We start from the raw sequence: 16,877 nt of genomic DNA, 5'->3' as shown, positions 1-16,877 counted from the left end.
TCGGCAGAGCACCACCAGACCATCGGTCCGGCGGAGATCGCGAACCCTGTCGCGAGACCGCCGCCGACACGAGGCGCCACGTCGCCCGCCCTGCTCATCCTGGGAGCTCGGCGGTCGAGGTGGTGTCGACGAGGCGATGACGCCCCCGCGGCCCCGAAACCGCGACGCGGTCAGTGCCCACCCGAGAAATCCCTTTCCCTGTAAACCCGAAATGCAGGTTGATCCACGTGTACGCACCTTCGGTGCGCCTCCTCGGCGCGCCCATCCCGCTCTGTCCACCCTCGACTCCCCGTCGCCACCCCCCGGCGACCCGAGATACGAGCGGCGGTGAGAGCCGGAGCCGGCGGTGACCGCCGTCTCCGCCGCGGCCCGGCCACCCCGGCGCGACCCCGGCGCCCTCGTCCTCGTGCCCGCCCCGAGAGCGGCGGCCTCGGACTGGCGGCGGCGCTTCTCGCGACGGGTCCTGGCCGCGGACACCCTCGTCCTCCTCGGCGCCGTCGGCCTCTCCGCGGCCCTGCGCTGGAGCGCTGAGCCCTCGACGCGCGACCTCGCCGTCGCGGCCGTCCTCTGCGGCCTCTGGATCGGCGCGGTGCAGCTCTCGCAGCGCCGCCTCGACCAGTACTGCGGATCGGGCGCGGAGGAGTTCCGCCGACTGCTGTCGGCGACGATCCTGACCTTCGGGATCGCCTCCGTCGCCTCGGTCCTGACCCGGATCGACCTGCCGCGCCTGCACGTCCTGGTGGCGCTGCCGATCGGCCTCGCCGGGATGCTCGCCGTGCACGCCCTCGCCCGGGGTCGACTGACTCGGGAGCGACGTGCCGGCCGCTCCCTCTCGCGGGTCGTCGTGCTGGGTCGCACCAGCGACGTCGCGCACGTCGTCGGTCAGATCGAGCGGCGTCGCGGACGCGTCGAGTACGACGTCGTCGGCGTCGCCCTCGCCGACCACGCGGGCGGCGACCAGCGCTCGATCCTCGTGGGCGGGCGCTCCCTCCCGATCGTCGGACCGATCGATCAGGTCGACCGCTCCGTCGTCGAACGACGGGCCGACGCGGTCATCGTCGCGGGCCCGGTCGACGGCGGCGACGCCTTCCTCCGGCGTCTCTGCTGGGCGCTCGAGCCGTTCGCGGTCGAGCTGGTGCTCGCCCCCGGGCTCAGCAGTGTCGCGGGACCGCGCATCCACTGGCGGCCCGTCGACGGCCTTCCGCTGATGCGGGTGGAGCCGCCGCGCTACTCCGGGCCCCGGCACGCGCTCAAGCGGGCGGTCGACGTGATCGTCGCCTCCCTCGCGCTGCTCGTGCTGGCCCCGGCTCTCGCGGTGCTCGCCGTCCTGATCCGCCGCGACAGCGCCGGGCCGGCCCTCTTCCGCCAGGAGCGGGTGGGGCGAGCGGGACGGACGTTCACGATGCTGAAGTTCCGCTCCATGACCGTCGACGCCGAGTCGCGGCTCCTCGAGCTGCAGACGGCGAACGAGGGCTCCGGGCTGCTGTTCAAGCTGCGAGAGGACCCGCGGGTGACGCCGCTGGGACGTGTGCTGCGGCGCTACTCGCTCGACGAGCTCCCGCAGTTCTGGAACGTGCTGCGCGGCAGCATGAGCCTGGTCGGGCCGCGACCCCCGCTCCCGAGCGAGGTCGCGCGCTACGACGAGACCGTCAATCGGCGCCTGTACATCAAGCCCGGCATCACCGGTCTCTGGCAGACCGGCGGCCGCTCCGAGCTCGACTGGGAGGACGGGATCCGTCTCGACCTCTACTACGTCGAGAACTGGTCGCTGACGGGCGATCTGCTGATCCTCTGGCGGACGCTGCGCGTGATGCTGCGCCCGGTCGGCGCGTACTGACGACCCGCGACTCCCCGCACTGACGGCGCCCGCCCCTGATCCACGGGGCGCGCCCCTCGCCCGCTGACGCCCGGACCCCGCGTCGGCTCTCCCCGGCGCGCTCCGCGCCGCTCCTCCGGCGCGCCTGCCGCGCCGCTCCACCACGTCCGCGCTCCCCCTCTCCCTGGTCGGGGAGCGCGGTCCCCTCGGCGTGCCCGCACGCCCTCCTCCTCACCCGAAGGACACCGCCATGACAACCACCATCCCGTCCCGGAGGCTCCGCGTCGCTCTCGTCGGCGCCGGCTACTGGGGCCCGAACCTCGCCCGGAACTTCGCCGCCAGCTCCGACTGGGACCTCGTCGCGATCTGCGATCTCGACCCGGTGCGCGCGCAGAACGTCGCTCGCGCGAACGGCTCCGTCCCCGTCCTCCGCTCGCTCTCGGACGTGCTCGACCTGCCCGGGCTCGACGCGATCGCGATCGCGACCCCCGCCCGCACCCACCACGCCATCGCGATGGCCGCGATCGCCGCCGGACTGCACGTGCTCGTCGAGAAGCCGCTCGCCGACTCCAGCGTGCTCGGGATCGACATGGTCGACGCCGCCGAGCGCGCGGGCGTCGTCCTGATGGCCGACCACACGTACTGCTACACGCCGGCCGTGCTGAAGATGAAGGAGCTGATCGCCTCCGGCTCGCTCGGCGACGTGCTGTTCGTCGATGCCGTTCGGATCAACCTCGGGCTGATCCAGCCCGACGTCGACGTCTTCTGGGACCTCGCTCCGCACGACCTGTCGATCCTCGACTTCATCATCCCCGGCGGTCTGCGCGAGGGCGCCGTGGCCGCGCAGGGTTCCGACCCGCTCGGCTCGGGGCGCTCGTGCGTCGGCTACCTCACCGTGCCGCTCGGCGAGGGGGCGATCGCGAACGTGCACGTCAACTGGCTGAGCCCGACCAAGATCCGCAGGATGGTGATCGGGGGATCCCAGCGCACGCTCGTCTGGGACGACGTGAACCCGCAGCAGCGGCTGAGCGTCTTCGACCGCGGGGTCGACCTGAACTCCTCCCTCCGCACCGGAGCCTCGCGTCGCGACGCGGCCATCTCGTACCGCCTCGGCGACACCTGGTCGCCGGCGCTGCCGGAGCGCGAGCCGCTCGCCGACATGGTCGCCGAGTTCGCGAACTCCATCTCGGAGCGCCGAGCGCCCCGCACCGACGGGCGCGCCGCGCTCCGCGTGCTGAACGTGCTGGAGCAGGTCAGCGACCGGCTCCTGGACGCCAGCCAGGTCAGCCGCACCAGCGCTCCGGCGCTCCGTCTCGAGGAGGCCTCGTGGCTGCGCTGACCCCCTCCCCCGTGACCCTGGGCGGCGCGGACGTCCTCGTGACCGGCGGCGCCGGCACGATCGGCTCGACGATCGTCGACCGCCTCCTGGCGACCGGGGTGAACCGCGTCGACATCCTCGACAACCTCGTCCGCGGCCGCCGCGAGAACCTCGAGGGCGCGCTGGCCGACGGCCGCGTGCGCCTGATCGAGGGCGACATCCGCGACCGCGACCTCGTCGACTCGCTCGTCCGCGGCAAGGACGTCGTCTTCCACCAGGCGGCGATCCGGATCACGCAGTGCGCCGAGGATCCGCGGCTCGCCTTCGACGTGCTCGCCCAGGGCTCCTTCACCGTCTTCGAGGCGGCGGCCGCTCACCGCGTCGGCCGCGTCGTCGCCGCGTCGAGCGCCTCGATCTACGGTCTCGCGACCCGCTTCCCCACCCACGAGCGGCACCACCCCTACGCCAACGACACGATCTACGGCGCGGCGAAGGCCTTCAACGAGGGCATGCTGACCAGCTTCGGCGCGATGGCGGGCCTGCACTCGACGGCGCTGCGCTACTTCAACGTCTACGGACCGCGGATGGACGTGCACGGCCTCTACACCGAGGTGCTCGTGCGCTGGATGGAGCGGATCGAGTCGGGGGTGCCGCCGCTGATCCTCGGTGACGGCAGCCAGACGATGGACTTCGTGCACGTCGACGACGTCGCCCGCGCCAACGTGATCGCGGCCACCGCGGGGCACGACGGGGCGTTCAACATCGGCGCCGGAGTCGAGACCAGCCTCCTCGATCTCGCCCGCACGCTCCTGCAGGTGATGGAGTCGGACCTCGAGGTCGAGTTCGCGCCCGCCCGCTCGGTCAACAGCGTCACCCGGCGCCTGGCCGACACGCGTGCGGCGCGCGACGAGCTCGGCTTCGTCGCCGACATCGACCTGGCGAGCGGGCTGCGCTCGCTCGTGCAGTGGTGGCGCGGCGAGCGCGCCGACGCTCCTGCGCTGAGCGGGGCGAGCCGATGAGCGCCGACGTGCTGCCGCGCATCGACGTCATGCGCCCGTGGCTCGGCCAGGAAGAGGTGGACGCCCTCGCCGAGGTCGTCGCCTCCGGCTGGATCGCCCAGGGTCCGCGGGTCGCGCGGTTCGAGGAGGCGTTCGCCTCCGCGATGGGCGTCGACCACGCGGTCGCGCTGTCGAGCTGCACGACGGCCCTCCACCTGGGCCTGGTCGTCGCGGGAGTGACGGTGGGCGACGACGTGGTGGTCCCCTCCTTCTCGTTCATCGCCACTGCCAACGCCGTCGTGCACACCGGGGCCCGCCCCGTCTTCGCCGATGTCGACCCGGTCACCGGGAACGTCACGGCCGAGACGATCAGGGCGGCGCTCACCCCCGCGACCCGCGCGGTGATCGCGGTCGACCAGGGCGGAGTCCCGGTCGACCTCGATCCGATCCGCGCGCTGTGCGATCCGCTCGGGATCGTCGTGCTCGAGGACGCGGCCTGCGGGGCCGGTGCGCAGTACCGCGGCCGCCCGGTCGGAGCCTCCGCCGCCCTGACGGCGTGGTCGTTCCACCCGCGCAAGCTCCTCACCACCGGCGAGGGCGGGATGCTGACCACGAACGACGCCGGCCTCGCGGCGCGCGCCCGCCGCCTCCGCGAGCACTCGATGTCGGTATCGGCGGCCGATCGCCACGGCAGCCTGCTGGCACCGCCCGAGCAGTACGACGAGGTCGGCTTCAACTACCGGATGACGGACTTGCAGGCGGCCCTCGGTCTCGTGCAGCTCGGCCGGCTCGGCGAGCTCGTGGCCCGCCGTCGCGCGCTCGCGGCGCGGTACTCGGAGGCGTTCGCACCGGTCCCGGGCCTGCGCCCGGTCGAGGACCCCGCGCACGGCACCGGCAACTACCAGTCGTACTGGGTGGAGATCGGCGACGAGTACCCGCTCGATCGCGACGGACTGATGGCCGAGCTCGCCTCGCGCGGGATCTCGGCGCGGCGCGGGATCATGGCGGCCCACCGCCAGCCTCCGTACCGCGAGCACCCGGGAGCGGACCGACTGCCCGTCACCGAGCGGCTCACGGACCGCACGCTGATCCTGCCGCTCTTCCACGCCCTCACCGCCGAGGAGCAGGACCGCGTCATCGACGCCGTCCTCGCCCCCGCGCGCCTCACGGAGGTGCCCGCGGATGCCTGAGCTGATCATCGTCGGCGCGAGCGGACTGGCGCGGGAGACCCTCGCGCTGGTCGCCGCCTCCGGCCGGCACAGACCCGTCGCCGTGGTCGACGACGGCGCGGCCCGCTGGGGCTCCGAGCTGGCGGGAGTCCCCGTGATCGGCGGACTCGACGCGGTCCGCGAGCACCCGCGCGCCGAGATCGTCGTCTGCGTCGGCCACGGCAGCGCGCGCGCCCGCCTCGTCGACCGGCTGCGCGCGGTGGGAGTCGTCGACTCGCGCTACGCCCGGCTGGTCCACCCCGACGTGCACGTCCCCGACGACTGCCGGATCGGTGCGGGGAGCATCGTGATGGCGGGCGTCGTCCTCACGGCCGACGTGTCGCTCGGCCGCCACGTCGTCACGATGCCCAACGTCACCCTGACCCATGGCAACCGCATCGGCTCCTTCACGACGCTCTGCGCCGGCGTCATCCTCGGCGGCGGCGTGCGCGTGGGTGAGGAGGCGTACCTCGGCATGGGCTCGTCGGTGCGCGAGCGCGCCCGCATCGGCCGCAGGGCCACCCTCGGGATGGGCGCGGTCCTGCTCCGCGACCAGCCGGCCGGGGAGACCTGGGTCGGCGTCCCGGCTGCGGCGCGGATCGATCCGGCACCGGTCCGCCGCGCCGGCACCGCGCTCGAGGGAGCGAGCGCATGAGCGCCGTCCGCGGGCACCGCACCCCGGCCCTCGCTCCGAGCGGCGCCCCCGCGCTCGTCTCGGTCGTGATCGCGGTCGAGGAGCACGACGACCGCCTGCCGCGGGCCCTCGCGAGCGTGCTCGCGCAGACCGGCGTCCGCCTGGACGTCGTCGTCGTGACGGCCTGGTCGCTCGCGGTGACGGATCCGCGGGTCCGGGTCGTCCCCTCCCGCGCCGGGGCGCTCGAGGCCCGCAACCTCGGTCTGGCGCTCGCCTCGGGGGACGCCGTGATGGTGCTCCCCGTGACCGACGTCCTGACCGAGGGGGCACTCGAGCGCGCCGCCGCGCTGCTCGCCGCGCACCCGTGGATCGGCGCCGTCTACGGGGCGGCCGAGATCTCGGACGCCACCGCGCCCGAGGCCCGCGGACGGGTCGACTGGACGCTGTGGAGCGGCTCGGACTGGATCGAGCGGACCTCGCGTCACGGCTCCGATCTCGTTCTCGACCACGCGGCGCTCGTGCGCCGGAGCGTCGCCGACGCGCTGGGCGGCTACGCCGTCGACCTGCCGCGCACCGCCGATCTCGACTACTGGCTCCGGCTCGCCGCCGTGAGCGGCGTGGGACGGATCAACGGAGTCGCGCAGACGCTCTGCCGGCCGCTGCCCGCCGCCGATCCCCTCGCCGAGCTGCGGGAGCGGCACGACGCGCTCGAGCGCTTCTTCGAGAGCGCCGGACACGACTGGAGCGGCCGCACCGCCCGCGGCGGCGACCGGCGCGAGCGGGCCTCGCGCGCCGTCGCCCGGGAGGCGATGCGCTCGGCGCTCCTGCACCGCGCGTCGGCGAGCCTCGACGAGCGCGCGGACGGCGCCCGCTTCGCCTCCGTCGCCGCCGAGTGCTGGCCGGCGGTCGTCGACTCGCGCGACTGGCGCCGCTTCGTGCGCCGCGGCGAGGGCGAGCAGACCCCCTCGCGGCGCCGGCTCGAGCTCGGCGCCGACCGGGTCCGCGCGGTGCTGAGGAGGTCGGACCCGTGACCGCGACGCTGACCGGCGTCGGCCGACGCAGGATCGTCTCGGCCCTGGGCTGGAGCGCGCTCAGCACGATCGCGCTCCGGCTCGGCAGCCTGGGTCTCGGGATCGTGCTCGCCCGGATCCTCGCGCCGGAGGCCTTCGGCGTCTACGCCCTGGCACTCACCGTGCAGTCGGTGCTGATGGCGCTCTCGGACTTCGGACTCAGCACCGACCTGATCCGCTCGGCCGACCCCGAGCGCCGCGCCCCCACGGTGTCGGTGCTCGGGCTCGTGCTCGGCGGGACGCTCGGAGCGGCGATGGCCGCGGCGTCGCCGTCGATCGCGGCGATGACGGGATCCCCGGAGTCGGCGGGGGTGACGGCGGTCCTCGCGATCACCCTCCCGCTCGCGGGCGCCGGAGTCGCGCCGTACGCCGCCCTCCAGCGCCGGTTCGCGCAGCGCCCGCTGTTCCTCATCGCGGCCGTCGACTTCGCGGTGTCGACCACGATCACGCTCTCGCTGCTCGCGGCGGGCACCGGAGTGCTCTCCCTCGCGATCGCGCGGGTCGCGGCGCAGAGCTGCACCCTCGTGCTCCTCTTCCTCGCCGCCCGCGAGCGGCCGCGCTTCGGCTGGGACCGCTCCGTCGCCCCCTCCGCCCTGCGCTTCGGTCTGCCGGTGGCGATCGCCAACCTGATCTCGTGGGGCGTGCTCGGCACCGACAAGGTCGTGATCGCCGGGCTGATCGATCCGGTCGCCCTCGGCTACTACGTGCTCGCCTTCAACATCTCGACCTGGCCGATGACCGCGGTCGGCCAGGTGGTGCGCTCGGTCGCCCTCCCCGCGTTCTCGCGCGCTCACGAGGAGGGACGGCCGGCCCCCCTGGCGGCCGCCGCCGGTCTCACCTGGGCGCTCGCCGCTCCGCTCGGCGCGCTGCTCGCGGTGCTCGCCGGCCCGCTGGTCGGCGTCGTCTACGGCGAGACATGGGCTCCCGCCGCGGGTGCGCTCGCGCTGCTCGGCTTCGTCGGCGCCCTGCGGGTGGTCTACGACCTCTTCAGCTCGGCCGCCCTGGCCCAGGGCGGGTCGGGCCGGGTCGCCGTCGTCCAGGGGGTGTGGCTCGCCGCGCTCACTCTCGCGCTCGTCCCCGCGGTGCTCCTCGGCGGCTTCGTCGGAGCGGCATGGGCGCAGATCGCCGTCGCGGCGCTCGTCGTCGGGCCGGCCTTCGTCTGGCTGTTGCGCACCATCGGCGCCGACCTCCCGGCCATCGGCCGCTCCCTCCTGCCTCCCGCGCTGGCCTCGGCGCTCGCCGCGGGTGCCGCCGCGCTCGTCCCCGTCGCCCTCGGCGCCGTCGGACTCGACGCCGACTGGCTCGCCCTCCTGACCGGGGCCGCGATCGGCGGTCTCGTCTACCTCCTGCTCCTGCGCACCTGGCTGCTCGGCCGCGTGCGCGAACTCTCCGCCTCCGACCGAAGGACCGCATCATGACCTACTCCGAGCCGATCGTCCCGCTCGCCGACCTGCACCTGCAGCACCTCGTCGTCGCGGACGTGGTCCGCGAGGGCTTCGACCGCGTCCTCGCCGAGTCGTCGTTCGTGCGGGGCCCCGATGTGACGCGTTTCGAGGAGGAGTTCGCCGCCTACTGCGGAGTCCGGCACACCGTCGGCGTCGGCAACGGCACCGACGCGCTCGAGCTGGCCCTGCTCGCCCTCGAGCTGCGCCCGGGCGACGAGGTCCTGGTGCCGGCGAACACCTTCGTCGCGACCGCCGAGGCCGTGATGCGGGCCGGGGCGACTCCGGTGTTCGTCGACTGCGACGACGACTACCTGATCGACGTCGCCTCCGCCGCCGCCGCGGTCACTCCGCGGACCCGGGCCGTGATGGCCGTGCACCTCTACGGACAGTGCGCCCCGGTCGAGCAGCTGGCGGCCGCCCTCGGCCCCGCGGTGACGATCGTCGAGGACGCGGCGCAGGCCCAGGGCGCGCGCCGCTTCGGGGCCCGGGCCGGCTCCCTCGGCGCGATCGCCGGGACGAGCTTCTACCCGGGCAAGAACCTCGGCGCCTACGGCGACGCGGGCGGAGTGATGACCGACGACGACGAGCTCGCCGCGGCCGTCCGCCGCCTCGGCAACCACGGCGGCCTCACCGCCTACCGGCACGAGGTGCTGGGCACGAACTCGCGGCTCGACTCGCTGCAGGCCGTGGTTCTCAGTGCCAAGCTGGCCCACCTCGACGAGTGGAACCGGCAGCGCCGCGAGGCTGCGGCCCGCTACGGCGAGCTGCTCGACGAGGTCGGCGGGCTCGCCCTGCCGCGCACGGCGGCCGGGAACGAGCATGTGCACCACCTGTACGTCGTGCGCACCGCCCAGCGCGACCGGGTGCGGGAGGTGCTCGGCGCGGCCGGCATCGCGACCGGTGTGCACTACCCGCAGCCGGTGCACCTGATGAGCCCCTTCCTCCGCGAGGGCCGGCCCGCCGTCGCCCTGCCGAACGCGGAGGCGTTCGCGGGCGAGCTGCTGACCCTCCCGCTGTTCCCGGGCATCACCGCGGCGCAGCAGGAGTACGTCGCCCAGTCGCTCGTCGGCGCGCTCCGGGTCGGGGCGCTGCGATGAGGACCTCCGCCGTTCCGGAGACAGCAGCGCGGTCGGGCCGGGTCGTCCCGGTGACGGCCGCCGACACGTCGTCCGCGACGGTCTCGGTGCTCATCCCCCTCTACAACTACGGGCGCTACCTCCGCGAGGCCACGGCGAGCGCCCTCGTCCAGGAGGGAGTCGACGTCCAGGTCGTGATCGTCGACGACCGCTCGACCGACGACTCGCTCGCGGTCGCCCGGACGATCGCTGCCGAGGATCCGCGGGTGACCGTGATCGCGAGCCCGCGCAACCGCGGACCGGTCGAGAGCATCCTGGTCGCGCTGTCGGCCGCCACGGGCGAGTTCTCGTGGTATCTCGACGCCGATGACGTGATCACTCCGGGAGCGCTCGCGCGCGCTGTCGCGGTCGCCCGGACCCACCCGTCGGTGGGTCTCGTCTACGGACACCCCCTGCACTTCACCGACGGCGCCGAGCGCCCGACGGCGCGCAGCACCTCCACGGCGTGGATCCTCTGGCGCGGTCAGGACTGGCTGCACGAGCGCTGCCGCACGGGTCTGAACGTGATCACCTCCCCCGAGGTGCTGGTGCGCCGCTCGGTCCTCGACCGCGTCGGCTGGCCGCGGCCGCTGCCGCACACCTACGACCTCGAGCTGTGGCTCCGCCTCTCGGCCGCGGCCGATGTCGCCTACATCCAGGGCGCCGACCAGGCCTGGCACCGCGAGCACGCCGGCAGCCGGTCGGACGTCGTGACGCCGCTCCGGGATCTGCGCGAGCGTCTGCTCGCGTTCGAGACCTTCTTCGCCGCTCCGGGCGGACCCCTCGCCGAGGCGGCCGAGCTGGAGGAGCTCGCCCGCATCGCCCTCGCGCGCTCGGCGCTCGAGCGGGGTGCGCAGCACTTCGACAGCGGAGGGGCGACCAGGGCCGAGCTCGACGAGCACCGGGAGTTCGCCCGGTCGGTCTTCCGCGACGCGGCCTGGCTGCCCGAGTGGGAGCGACTGCAGTCGCGCCTGCTCTCCCCGGAGCCGGGCGCGCGGTTCGCCCCGCGCTTCCTCTCCGAGCGGGTGGTGCGCCGACTGCGCACCGACCGGTCGTGGCGCCGCTGGCACCGCGAGGGGAGCTTCTGATGCGCGCTGTCCGCGTGCCCCGCGAACTCGTCCGCCGGCTCCGCACCACCGGGCGCCGAGACCTGGTGCAGCGCGCCGTGCGCGCCCTCGGCGACCGTGTCGGCGTCGGCGAGCTCGACATGCCGCTGCTCCCGGGCGACATCGCCGACTCGGCGACCCTCCGCCTGCCCGGGGCCCCCGGACCCGTCGAGGGCCCCGCCGCCCTCGGCTGGATCTGCACCCCTCCCGACCGCGGCTCCGGCGGCCACACGACCCTCTTCCGGATGGTCCAGGGGCTCGTGGAGCGCGGTCACCGCTGCACCCTCTTCCTCTACGACCGGCACGGAGCCGAGTTCGAGCAGCGCGCCGCGATCATCCGCGCGTCGTGGCCGTGGCTCGACGTCGACATCCGCAGCGCCGACGACGGCATCGTGGGGGTCGACGCCGCGATCGCGACCTCGTGGGAGACGGCGCACGTCCTCGCCACCCGAGGGACCGCTCCGATGGCGCGCCTGTACTTCGTGCAGGACTTCGAGCCGTTCTTCCACCCGCGGGGCACCCTCGCCGCGCTCGCGGAGGACAGCTACCGGTTCGGCTTCAGGATGATCGCGCTGGGCGAGATGGTGCGCTCGCACCTCGACGGGCTCGGGATCGAGAGCGACCTGGCGCCCTTCGGCTGCGACACCCGCACCTACACGCTGCAGAACGCCGACGGCGAGCGCTCGGGAGTCGTCTTCTACGCGAAGCCGTCCGCCGACCGGCGCGGCTACCTCCTGGGGCGCCGCGCGCTCTCCCTGTTCCACGAGGCGCACCCGACGGTGCCCATCCACGTCTACGGGACCGCCCCCGGCGCCTGGGACGTTCCGGTGATCGAGCACGGCACCCTCGCGCCCGCCGAGCTCGCCGCGCTGTACAACCGCTGCTCCGCCGGGATCGCCCTCTCGTTCACCAACATCTCGCTGGTCGCCGAGGAGCTGCTCGCCTGCGGCGTCGTCGCGGTGGTCAACGACTCGGTCGACGCCCGCGCCGACCTCCCGCAGACCGGCGCCGTCTGGGCCGCTCCGACGCCCGCGGGCATCGCGGCGGCTCTCGGCCGGGCCGTCGACCACCCCCGACCCGGCCGCGTGATCGCCGCCGGGGTCCGCCACGGCTGGGGCCCGGCTCAGGAGGTCGTCGAGCGCGTCGTGCTCGACGAGCTGCGCCGCCCCGCCCTCGCCTCCGCCACCGCACCTCTGGAGAACTGAACCATGACCCCCGATCAGATCCGGCGCGTCGTCCTCGGCGGCGCCCCCGTCGATCTCGCCCAGCACGACGAGGCCGTCCGCACCATCGCGGCGCGCGCGGCGTCGACCGACGACGCCCCGCTGGGCGTGCTCTCGGTCAACGTCGACCACGTCAACCACTTCGGGCACGGCGGCCGCTGGCGGCACGTGCTGGAGCAGCGCACCGACCCGGGCGCCGGCGCTCCCGCCACACTCGTGCTGCTGCCGGACGGGGAGGGGGCCGCGGAGTGGACGGAGGCCGCCTCCGACCGGACCGCCTCCGACACGACCCGGCCCGAGCGTCCCGTCGAGTGGCTCTCCCTCATCGACGGCACCCCGATCGCGACCCAGGCCCGGCGACTCACGGGAACCTCCTGGCCCCGGCTGGCGGGCAGCGACCTCATCGGCCCCCTGCTCGACCGCGCCGCGGTCGACGGCGTCCGCGTCGGCGTGCTGGGCGGCTCGGTCGAGGCGCAGGAGCGGCTGCGCACGCGGCTGGCCGAGGAGCGCCCCGATCTGGTGCTGGCCGGGCTCTGGTCGCCGACCCGCGAGCAGCTCGCCGACCCGGCCGCGAACGCCGGACTCGTCGAGGCGATCCGCGGCGCGGCCGTCGATCTGCTCATCGTCGGCCTGGGCAAGCCCCGCCAGGAGCTCTGGATCGACGAGCACGGCCCGAGGACCGGGGCGCACGTCCTGCTGGCCTTCGGCGCCGCGGTCGACTTCCTCGGCGGCTCCGTGCGGCGGGCGCCGCAGTGGGTCGCCGACCGCGGCGTCGAGTGGCTGTGGCGCCTGGCGCTCGAGCCGCGCCGCCTCGCCCGCCGCTACCTCGTCGAGGGCCCGCTCGCCTACGGCCGCCTGCGGCTGCACAGCACGACCACTGTCGATCGGGAGCCGAACGTGCACGGCGAGCGCCAGCCCGCCCTCTCCGCGGGCAGCGGAACCGAGCAGGGGCGCTTCGTCGGGCCGGGCGAGCCCGCCGACGTCGCCGCGCTCGTGGTGAGCTATCGCTCGGCCGCGAACCTCGACCGCCTGATCGCGAGCCTGCGGGAGGAGGCGCGGCGAGGCGTCCGCCTCCGCGTGGTCGTCGTCGACAACGCCTCCGACGACGGTTCGCTCGCCCGGGCCGCCGCGCACCCCGACGTCGTGGCCATCGACGCCGGTGGCAACGTGGGCTACGCCGCGGCCGTCAACATCGCCCGGAGGCACGCGGGCGACGCCGGCGCCCTGTTCGTGCTCAACCCCGATCTCGTCGTCCTGCCGGGTGCGATACCCCGTCTCCTGGCCCGGATGGACACCTCGGAGGCCGGAATCGTCGTGCCGCTGCTGCGCGAGGCGAGCGGGGCGCCCGCCCGCTCGCTCCGCCGCGAGCCCACCCGGCTGCGCGCCCTCGGCGACGCCCTTCTCGGCGACAGGCTCCCGGACCGCCCCGCCTTCTCGAGCGAGACCGACAGCGACCCCGAGAGCTACCGGCACGCCCACGCGATCGATTGGGCGACCGGTGCGGCCGTGCTGATCGACTCGCTCGTCGCAGCCCGTCTCGGCGACTGGGACGAGCGCTTCTTCCTCTACTCCGAGGAGACGGACTACTTCCGCCGGGCGCGCGATCTGGGCGCCGCGGTGTGGTTCGAGCCGACGGCCGAGGTGGTCCACGAGCAGGGCGGCTCCGGGCAGTCGAGCGCGCTCGCCGCCCTGCTCGCGGTGAACCGCGTCCGCTACGTCGCGAAGTTCCACGGGGCCCTCTACACGGCCACCTTCCGGCTCGTCGTCCTGGCCGCGGAGACGGCGCGCGCCCTCCTCCCCGGCGAACGCGGGCGGGCGCACCGCCGGGCCGCCGTCGCCCTCGCCGTCGGCCCGCACCTCGCGGGAGTGCCGAGTGCCGCGCCGAGCCGCTCGCCCGCGCTCCCCCACCCCACGGGCTCCGTGATCGTGCCCGCCCACGACGAGGCCGCCGTCATCGGGCGGACCCTCGCGCCGCTCGCGGCTGCAGCGGCAGCGGGATCGCTCGAGGTGATCGTGGTGTGCAACGCCTGCACCGATCGGACCGCCGACATCGCCCGCTCGTTCCCCGGCGTCTCGGTGGTCGAGCTCGAGGAGGCGTCGAAGACCGCGGCCCTCAACGCGGGCGACGCCGTCGCGACGTCGTGGCCGCGGCTGTACCTCGACGCCGACGTCGACGTCACGGCCGACGCCGTGTGGAACGTCTTCCAGGCGCTCACCCGCGGCGGGCTGCTCGCCGCGCGTCCGTCGGCGGTCCACGACGCGACGGGTGCGGATCCGCTCGTCCGCGCCTACTACCGCGCCCGCTCGCGGGTGCCCTCGCTGCACACCGCTCTGTGGGGCGCGGGCGGCTACGCGGTGAGCGGCCCCGGGCACGACCGCATCGGCGCGTTCCCCTCGCTCGTCGCCGACGACGAGTACGTCGACGGTCGCTTCGCCCCCGCGGAGCGCGCGGTCGTGGCGTCGGCTCCGGCGGTCGTCCGGGTCCCGCAGACCACGGCGAGCCTGGTCGGGGTGCTGCGCCGCTCCCACCGCGGGACGGTGCAGCTGGCCGAGCAGGCCGCCTCCGGCGAGCGCCGTCGTGGACGGACCGCCCTCGCCCTGCTGCGCTCGGCGCAGGGCCCGCGGCAGCTCGCCGACGCGGCCGTCTACGCCGGCTTCGCCGTGGCGAGCCGGCTGCGCAGCGGGAGCACGACCGGGTGGACACGGGACGACACGACCCGCGTCGCTGCCCCGCAGCAGGACCCCTCGCAGCGCAGGGAGGTCTGAGCCGTGACGACCACCCTCGAGCGCACCGGACCGCCGACCCTCCTGCGCCTCACGGCCTACGCGCTGTTCCTCACCCCCGCTGACGAGGTGCTCGCACCGCTGGGCGCGTCGGGATACCTCGCGATGGTGCTCGCGCTCGTCCTCGCGGTGGCCTGGCTCGCCTCGGCCCTGCTCGGACTGCACGACCCCGTGCCGATGCGGCACCCCGGCCGTCTCGCGCTGACCCTCCTGCTCGGGGCGAGCATCCTCTCGTACGTCCGGTACGCGAGCGGCGACACCATCACCCGGAGCGGCGAGGGGCAGCTGAGCGCCGACCGGTGGCTGCTGATGCTCTTCGCCTCCGCCGGGATCGCCCTGGTGACGACGCAGAGCGTGCGCACCCTCGAGCACGCGCGGATCCTGATCGGGTCGCTCGTGAACGCCGCGACGCTCTGCGCGGTGATCGCGATCATCCAGTTCACGACGCACACCGATCCCGTCGAGCTGATCCGCGGCGCCATGGTCGGCTTCGTCGACAACGGAGGCAGCACGCCGTTCCAGGACCGCGACGGACTCACCCGGGTGGCCGGCACCACCTTCCATCCGATCGAGCTCGCCGTCGTCTCGTCGATGCTGCTGCCGCTCGCCGTGTGGCGGCTGATCTACGACGGGCGCACCGCCCGCTGGCTGCGGATCGCGTCCTGCGTCCTGCTGCTCTCGGCCGTCGCCCTCACCGTGTCGCGATCGGGAGTGCTCTCGCTCGTCGTCGGGATGGGCGTGGCGCTGGTCTTCCTCCCGCGCGCGGCACGCCGGTGGGGCTATCTGCTCGCACCGATCGCCGTCGCCGCGTTCTTCGTGGCCACCCCGGGGCTGCTGGGCACTCTGACCGGTGCGATCGGCGCGGGGACCAGCGACTCCTCGATCACGAACCGGCTCGACAACTACCCGCGCGTCGCCGCGCTCGTCGCTCACCACCCGGTCCTCGGGACGGGGCCGGGCACGTACCTGCCCGACGACGCGACGCTGATCCTCGACAACCAGTACCTCGGCTCGGCGATCACCCTCGGGCTGGTCGGCGCCGCCGCGGTCGTCGCGTACTTCGTCGTGCCGGCCCTCTTCGGTCTCGTCGCCGCGCAGTTCGCGCGCGAGCCCCGCCTGCGGGCGCTGACCGGGAGCGTCGCGGCCTCGGCCACGGTCGCCGCGGTCGCGTCCGCGACCTTCGACTCACTGGGCTTCCCAGTGTTCGCCCTGCTGTTCCCGTTCGTGCTCGGCCTCTCGGGGAGCTGCTGGCTCCTCGTCCGCGCCGAGCTCGGACTCCCCTCCGCCCTGTCGACGGACGCTCGCGTCCGCGTCATCGGCGAGATCGACCACTCCCCAGAAAGGCAGTCCTGATGGACCCCGTCTCCGTACTCCGCACCCTCTGGCGCCACCGCCTCCTCGCCGCCGTCGTCCTGGCGCTCACCGTCGCCGGGATGGCCTACGTGCTCGTCCTGTCGCCGCGCACCTACGCCTCGACCGCGACCTACGCCATCGTCAACCCGCAGCTGCCGACCGACGCCGAGCTCGAGGCCGATCCGGCGCTCGCGGCCCTGAACTCCGACAATCCGTACCTCCGCTCCTCCGACAACTCGCTCGCCGCGCAGGTCCTCGTCACCGTGCTGAACAGCGACGGCACCGCGGAGGCGCTGGCGGCGCAGGGGCTCAGCACGCAGTTCGCCGTCGAGCGCTCGGCGTGGTCGGGTCAGGGGCTCCTGCTGAGCGTGACCGCCGACGCACCGAGCGCCGGTCAGTCGCTCGACACGACAGCGGCACTGGGCGGGATGCTCGTCGACACGCTCCGCAGCATCCAGACGGTCAACGGCGCCGATGACCGCTACCTCTTCACCGCGCTCGAGGTGCAGACCCCGCTGAAGGCGACCGAGCAGATCTCGGACCGGCTCCGCGCGGTGATCATGGTCGGGGCCGGCGGCTTCGTGCTCCTCTTCGCCGCCGTGTCGCTCGCGCGCGCGATCGAGGGCAGGAGGACGGGCCCGATGGCCCCTCCCGCGGCACCGCCGGCTCCGATCCTCCCCCCGGCTCCGCCCGAGCTCGCCCGTCGGCGCCCCCAGCCCGCCCAGCGACGCGGACCCGCCGTGTTCAGCCGTCGCTGAGACGGCCGCCGTCCAGCCGGGGGAAGGGGACGTCGAGAGGAGGTGCGGG

Annotated in this window: 13 protein-coding genes; all 13 read left to right on the top strand. The window is 74.6% G+C overall.

Annotation, left to right across the window (positions count from 1 at the left end; all coding sequences use genetic code 11):
• Nucleotides 1-346 precede the first annotated feature (346 nt).
• The 13 genes from GRS96_RS10725 (at nucleotide 347) to GRS96_RS10665 (ending at nucleotide 16,828) form a co-directional block, all read left to right on the top strand.
• Nucleotides 347-1,837 (top strand): sugar transferase, encoded by a 1,491-nt coding sequence (locus GRS96_RS10725; RefSeq protein WP_159853341.1) that lies wholly within the window; start codon nucleotides 347-349, stop codon nucleotides 1,835-1,837.
• A 229-nt stretch (nucleotides 1,838-2,066) separates the two neighbouring features.
• Entirely contained in the window at nucleotides 2,067-3,155 is a 1,089-nt protein-coding gene (locus tag GRS96_RS10720; RefSeq protein WP_159853331.1) for a Gfo/Idh/MocA family protein, read from the top strand.
• Nucleotides 3,143-4,153 (top strand): NAD-dependent epimerase/dehydratase family protein, encoded by a 1,011-nt coding sequence (locus GRS96_RS10715; protein WP_235021804.1) that lies wholly within the window; start codon nucleotides 3,143-3,145, stop codon nucleotides 4,151-4,153. The genes GRS96_RS10720 and GRS96_RS10715 overlap by 13 nt, the downstream gene beginning before the upstream one ends.
• Complete coding sequence (locus GRS96_RS10710) at nucleotides 4,150-5,322, top strand: DegT/DnrJ/EryC1/StrS family aminotransferase (RefSeq protein WP_159988459.1); 1,173 nt, start codon at nucleotides 4,150-4,152, stop codon at nucleotides 5,320-5,322. Before GRS96_RS10715 ends, GRS96_RS10710 begins: the two co-directional genes overlap by 4 nt.
• Nucleotides 5,315-5,995, top strand: a complete 681-nt coding sequence (locus tag GRS96_RS10705; protein WP_159988458.1) for an acetyltransferase — start codon at nucleotides 5,315-5,317, stop codon at nucleotides 5,993-5,995. Before GRS96_RS10710 ends, GRS96_RS10705 begins: the two co-directional genes overlap by 8 nt.
• Nucleotides 5,992-7,005, top strand: coding sequence for a glycosyltransferase (locus tag GRS96_RS10700; RefSeq protein WP_159988457.1), 1,014 nt, complete (start codon nucleotides 5,992-5,994; stop codon nucleotides 7,003-7,005). Before GRS96_RS10705 ends, GRS96_RS10700 begins: the two co-directional genes overlap by 4 nt.
• On the top strand, nucleotides 7,002-8,462 hold the full coding sequence (locus tag GRS96_RS10695) for an oligosaccharide flippase family protein (protein WP_159988456.1): 1,461 nt from the start codon (nucleotides 7,002-7,004) through the stop codon (nucleotides 8,460-8,462). Before GRS96_RS10700 ends, GRS96_RS10695 begins: the two co-directional genes overlap by 4 nt.
• Nucleotides 8,459-9,586, top strand: coding sequence for a DegT/DnrJ/EryC1/StrS family aminotransferase (locus tag GRS96_RS10690; RefSeq protein WP_159857260.1), 1,128 nt, complete (start codon nucleotides 8,459-8,461; stop codon nucleotides 9,584-9,586). The genes GRS96_RS10695 and GRS96_RS10690 overlap by 4 nt, the downstream gene beginning before the upstream one ends.
• Nucleotides 9,583-10,692 carry a glycosyltransferase family 2 protein gene (locus tag GRS96_RS10685; protein ID WP_159988455.1) on the top strand — a complete coding sequence of 370 codons (1,110 nt, stop codon included), beginning with the start codon at nucleotides 9,583-9,585 and terminating at the stop codon, nucleotides 10,690-10,692. The genes GRS96_RS10690 and GRS96_RS10685 overlap by 4 nt, the downstream gene beginning before the upstream one ends.
• On the top strand, nucleotides 10,692-11,915 hold the full coding sequence (locus tag GRS96_RS10680) for a rhamnosyltransferase WsaF family glycosyltransferase (protein ID WP_159857256.1): 1,224 nt from the start codon (nucleotides 10,692-10,694) through the stop codon (nucleotides 11,913-11,915). The genes GRS96_RS10685 and GRS96_RS10680 overlap by 1 nt, the downstream gene beginning before the upstream one ends.
• Nucleotides 11,916-11,918: 3 nt before the next feature.
• Nucleotides 11,919-14,699: a WecB/TagA/CpsF family glycosyltransferase gene (locus GRS96_RS10675; protein ID WP_159988454.1), complete on the top strand. Its 2,781-nt coding sequence runs from the start codon at nucleotides 11,919-11,921 to the stop codon at nucleotides 14,697-14,699.
• A 3-nt stretch (nucleotides 14,700-14,702) separates the two neighbouring features.
• Complete coding sequence (locus GRS96_RS10670) at nucleotides 14,703-16,070, top strand: O-antigen ligase family protein (RefSeq protein ID WP_159988453.1); 1,368 nt, start codon at nucleotides 14,703-14,705, stop codon at nucleotides 16,068-16,070.
• On the top strand, nucleotides 16,070-16,828 hold the full coding sequence (locus GRS96_RS10665; RefSeq protein WP_159857250.1) for a chain-length determining protein: 759 nt from the start codon (nucleotides 16,070-16,072) through the stop codon (nucleotides 16,826-16,828). Before GRS96_RS10670 ends, GRS96_RS10665 begins: the two co-directional genes overlap by 1 nt.
• Nucleotides 16,829-16,877: the final 49 nt, after the last annotated feature.

This window comes from Rathayibacter sp. VKM Ac-2803 (assembly GCF_009807175.1).
Classification (GTDB): domain Bacteria; phylum Actinomycetota; class Actinomycetes; order Actinomycetales; family Microbacteriaceae; genus Rathayibacter.
This window is presented reverse-complemented; position numbering and strand designations above follow the sequence as displayed.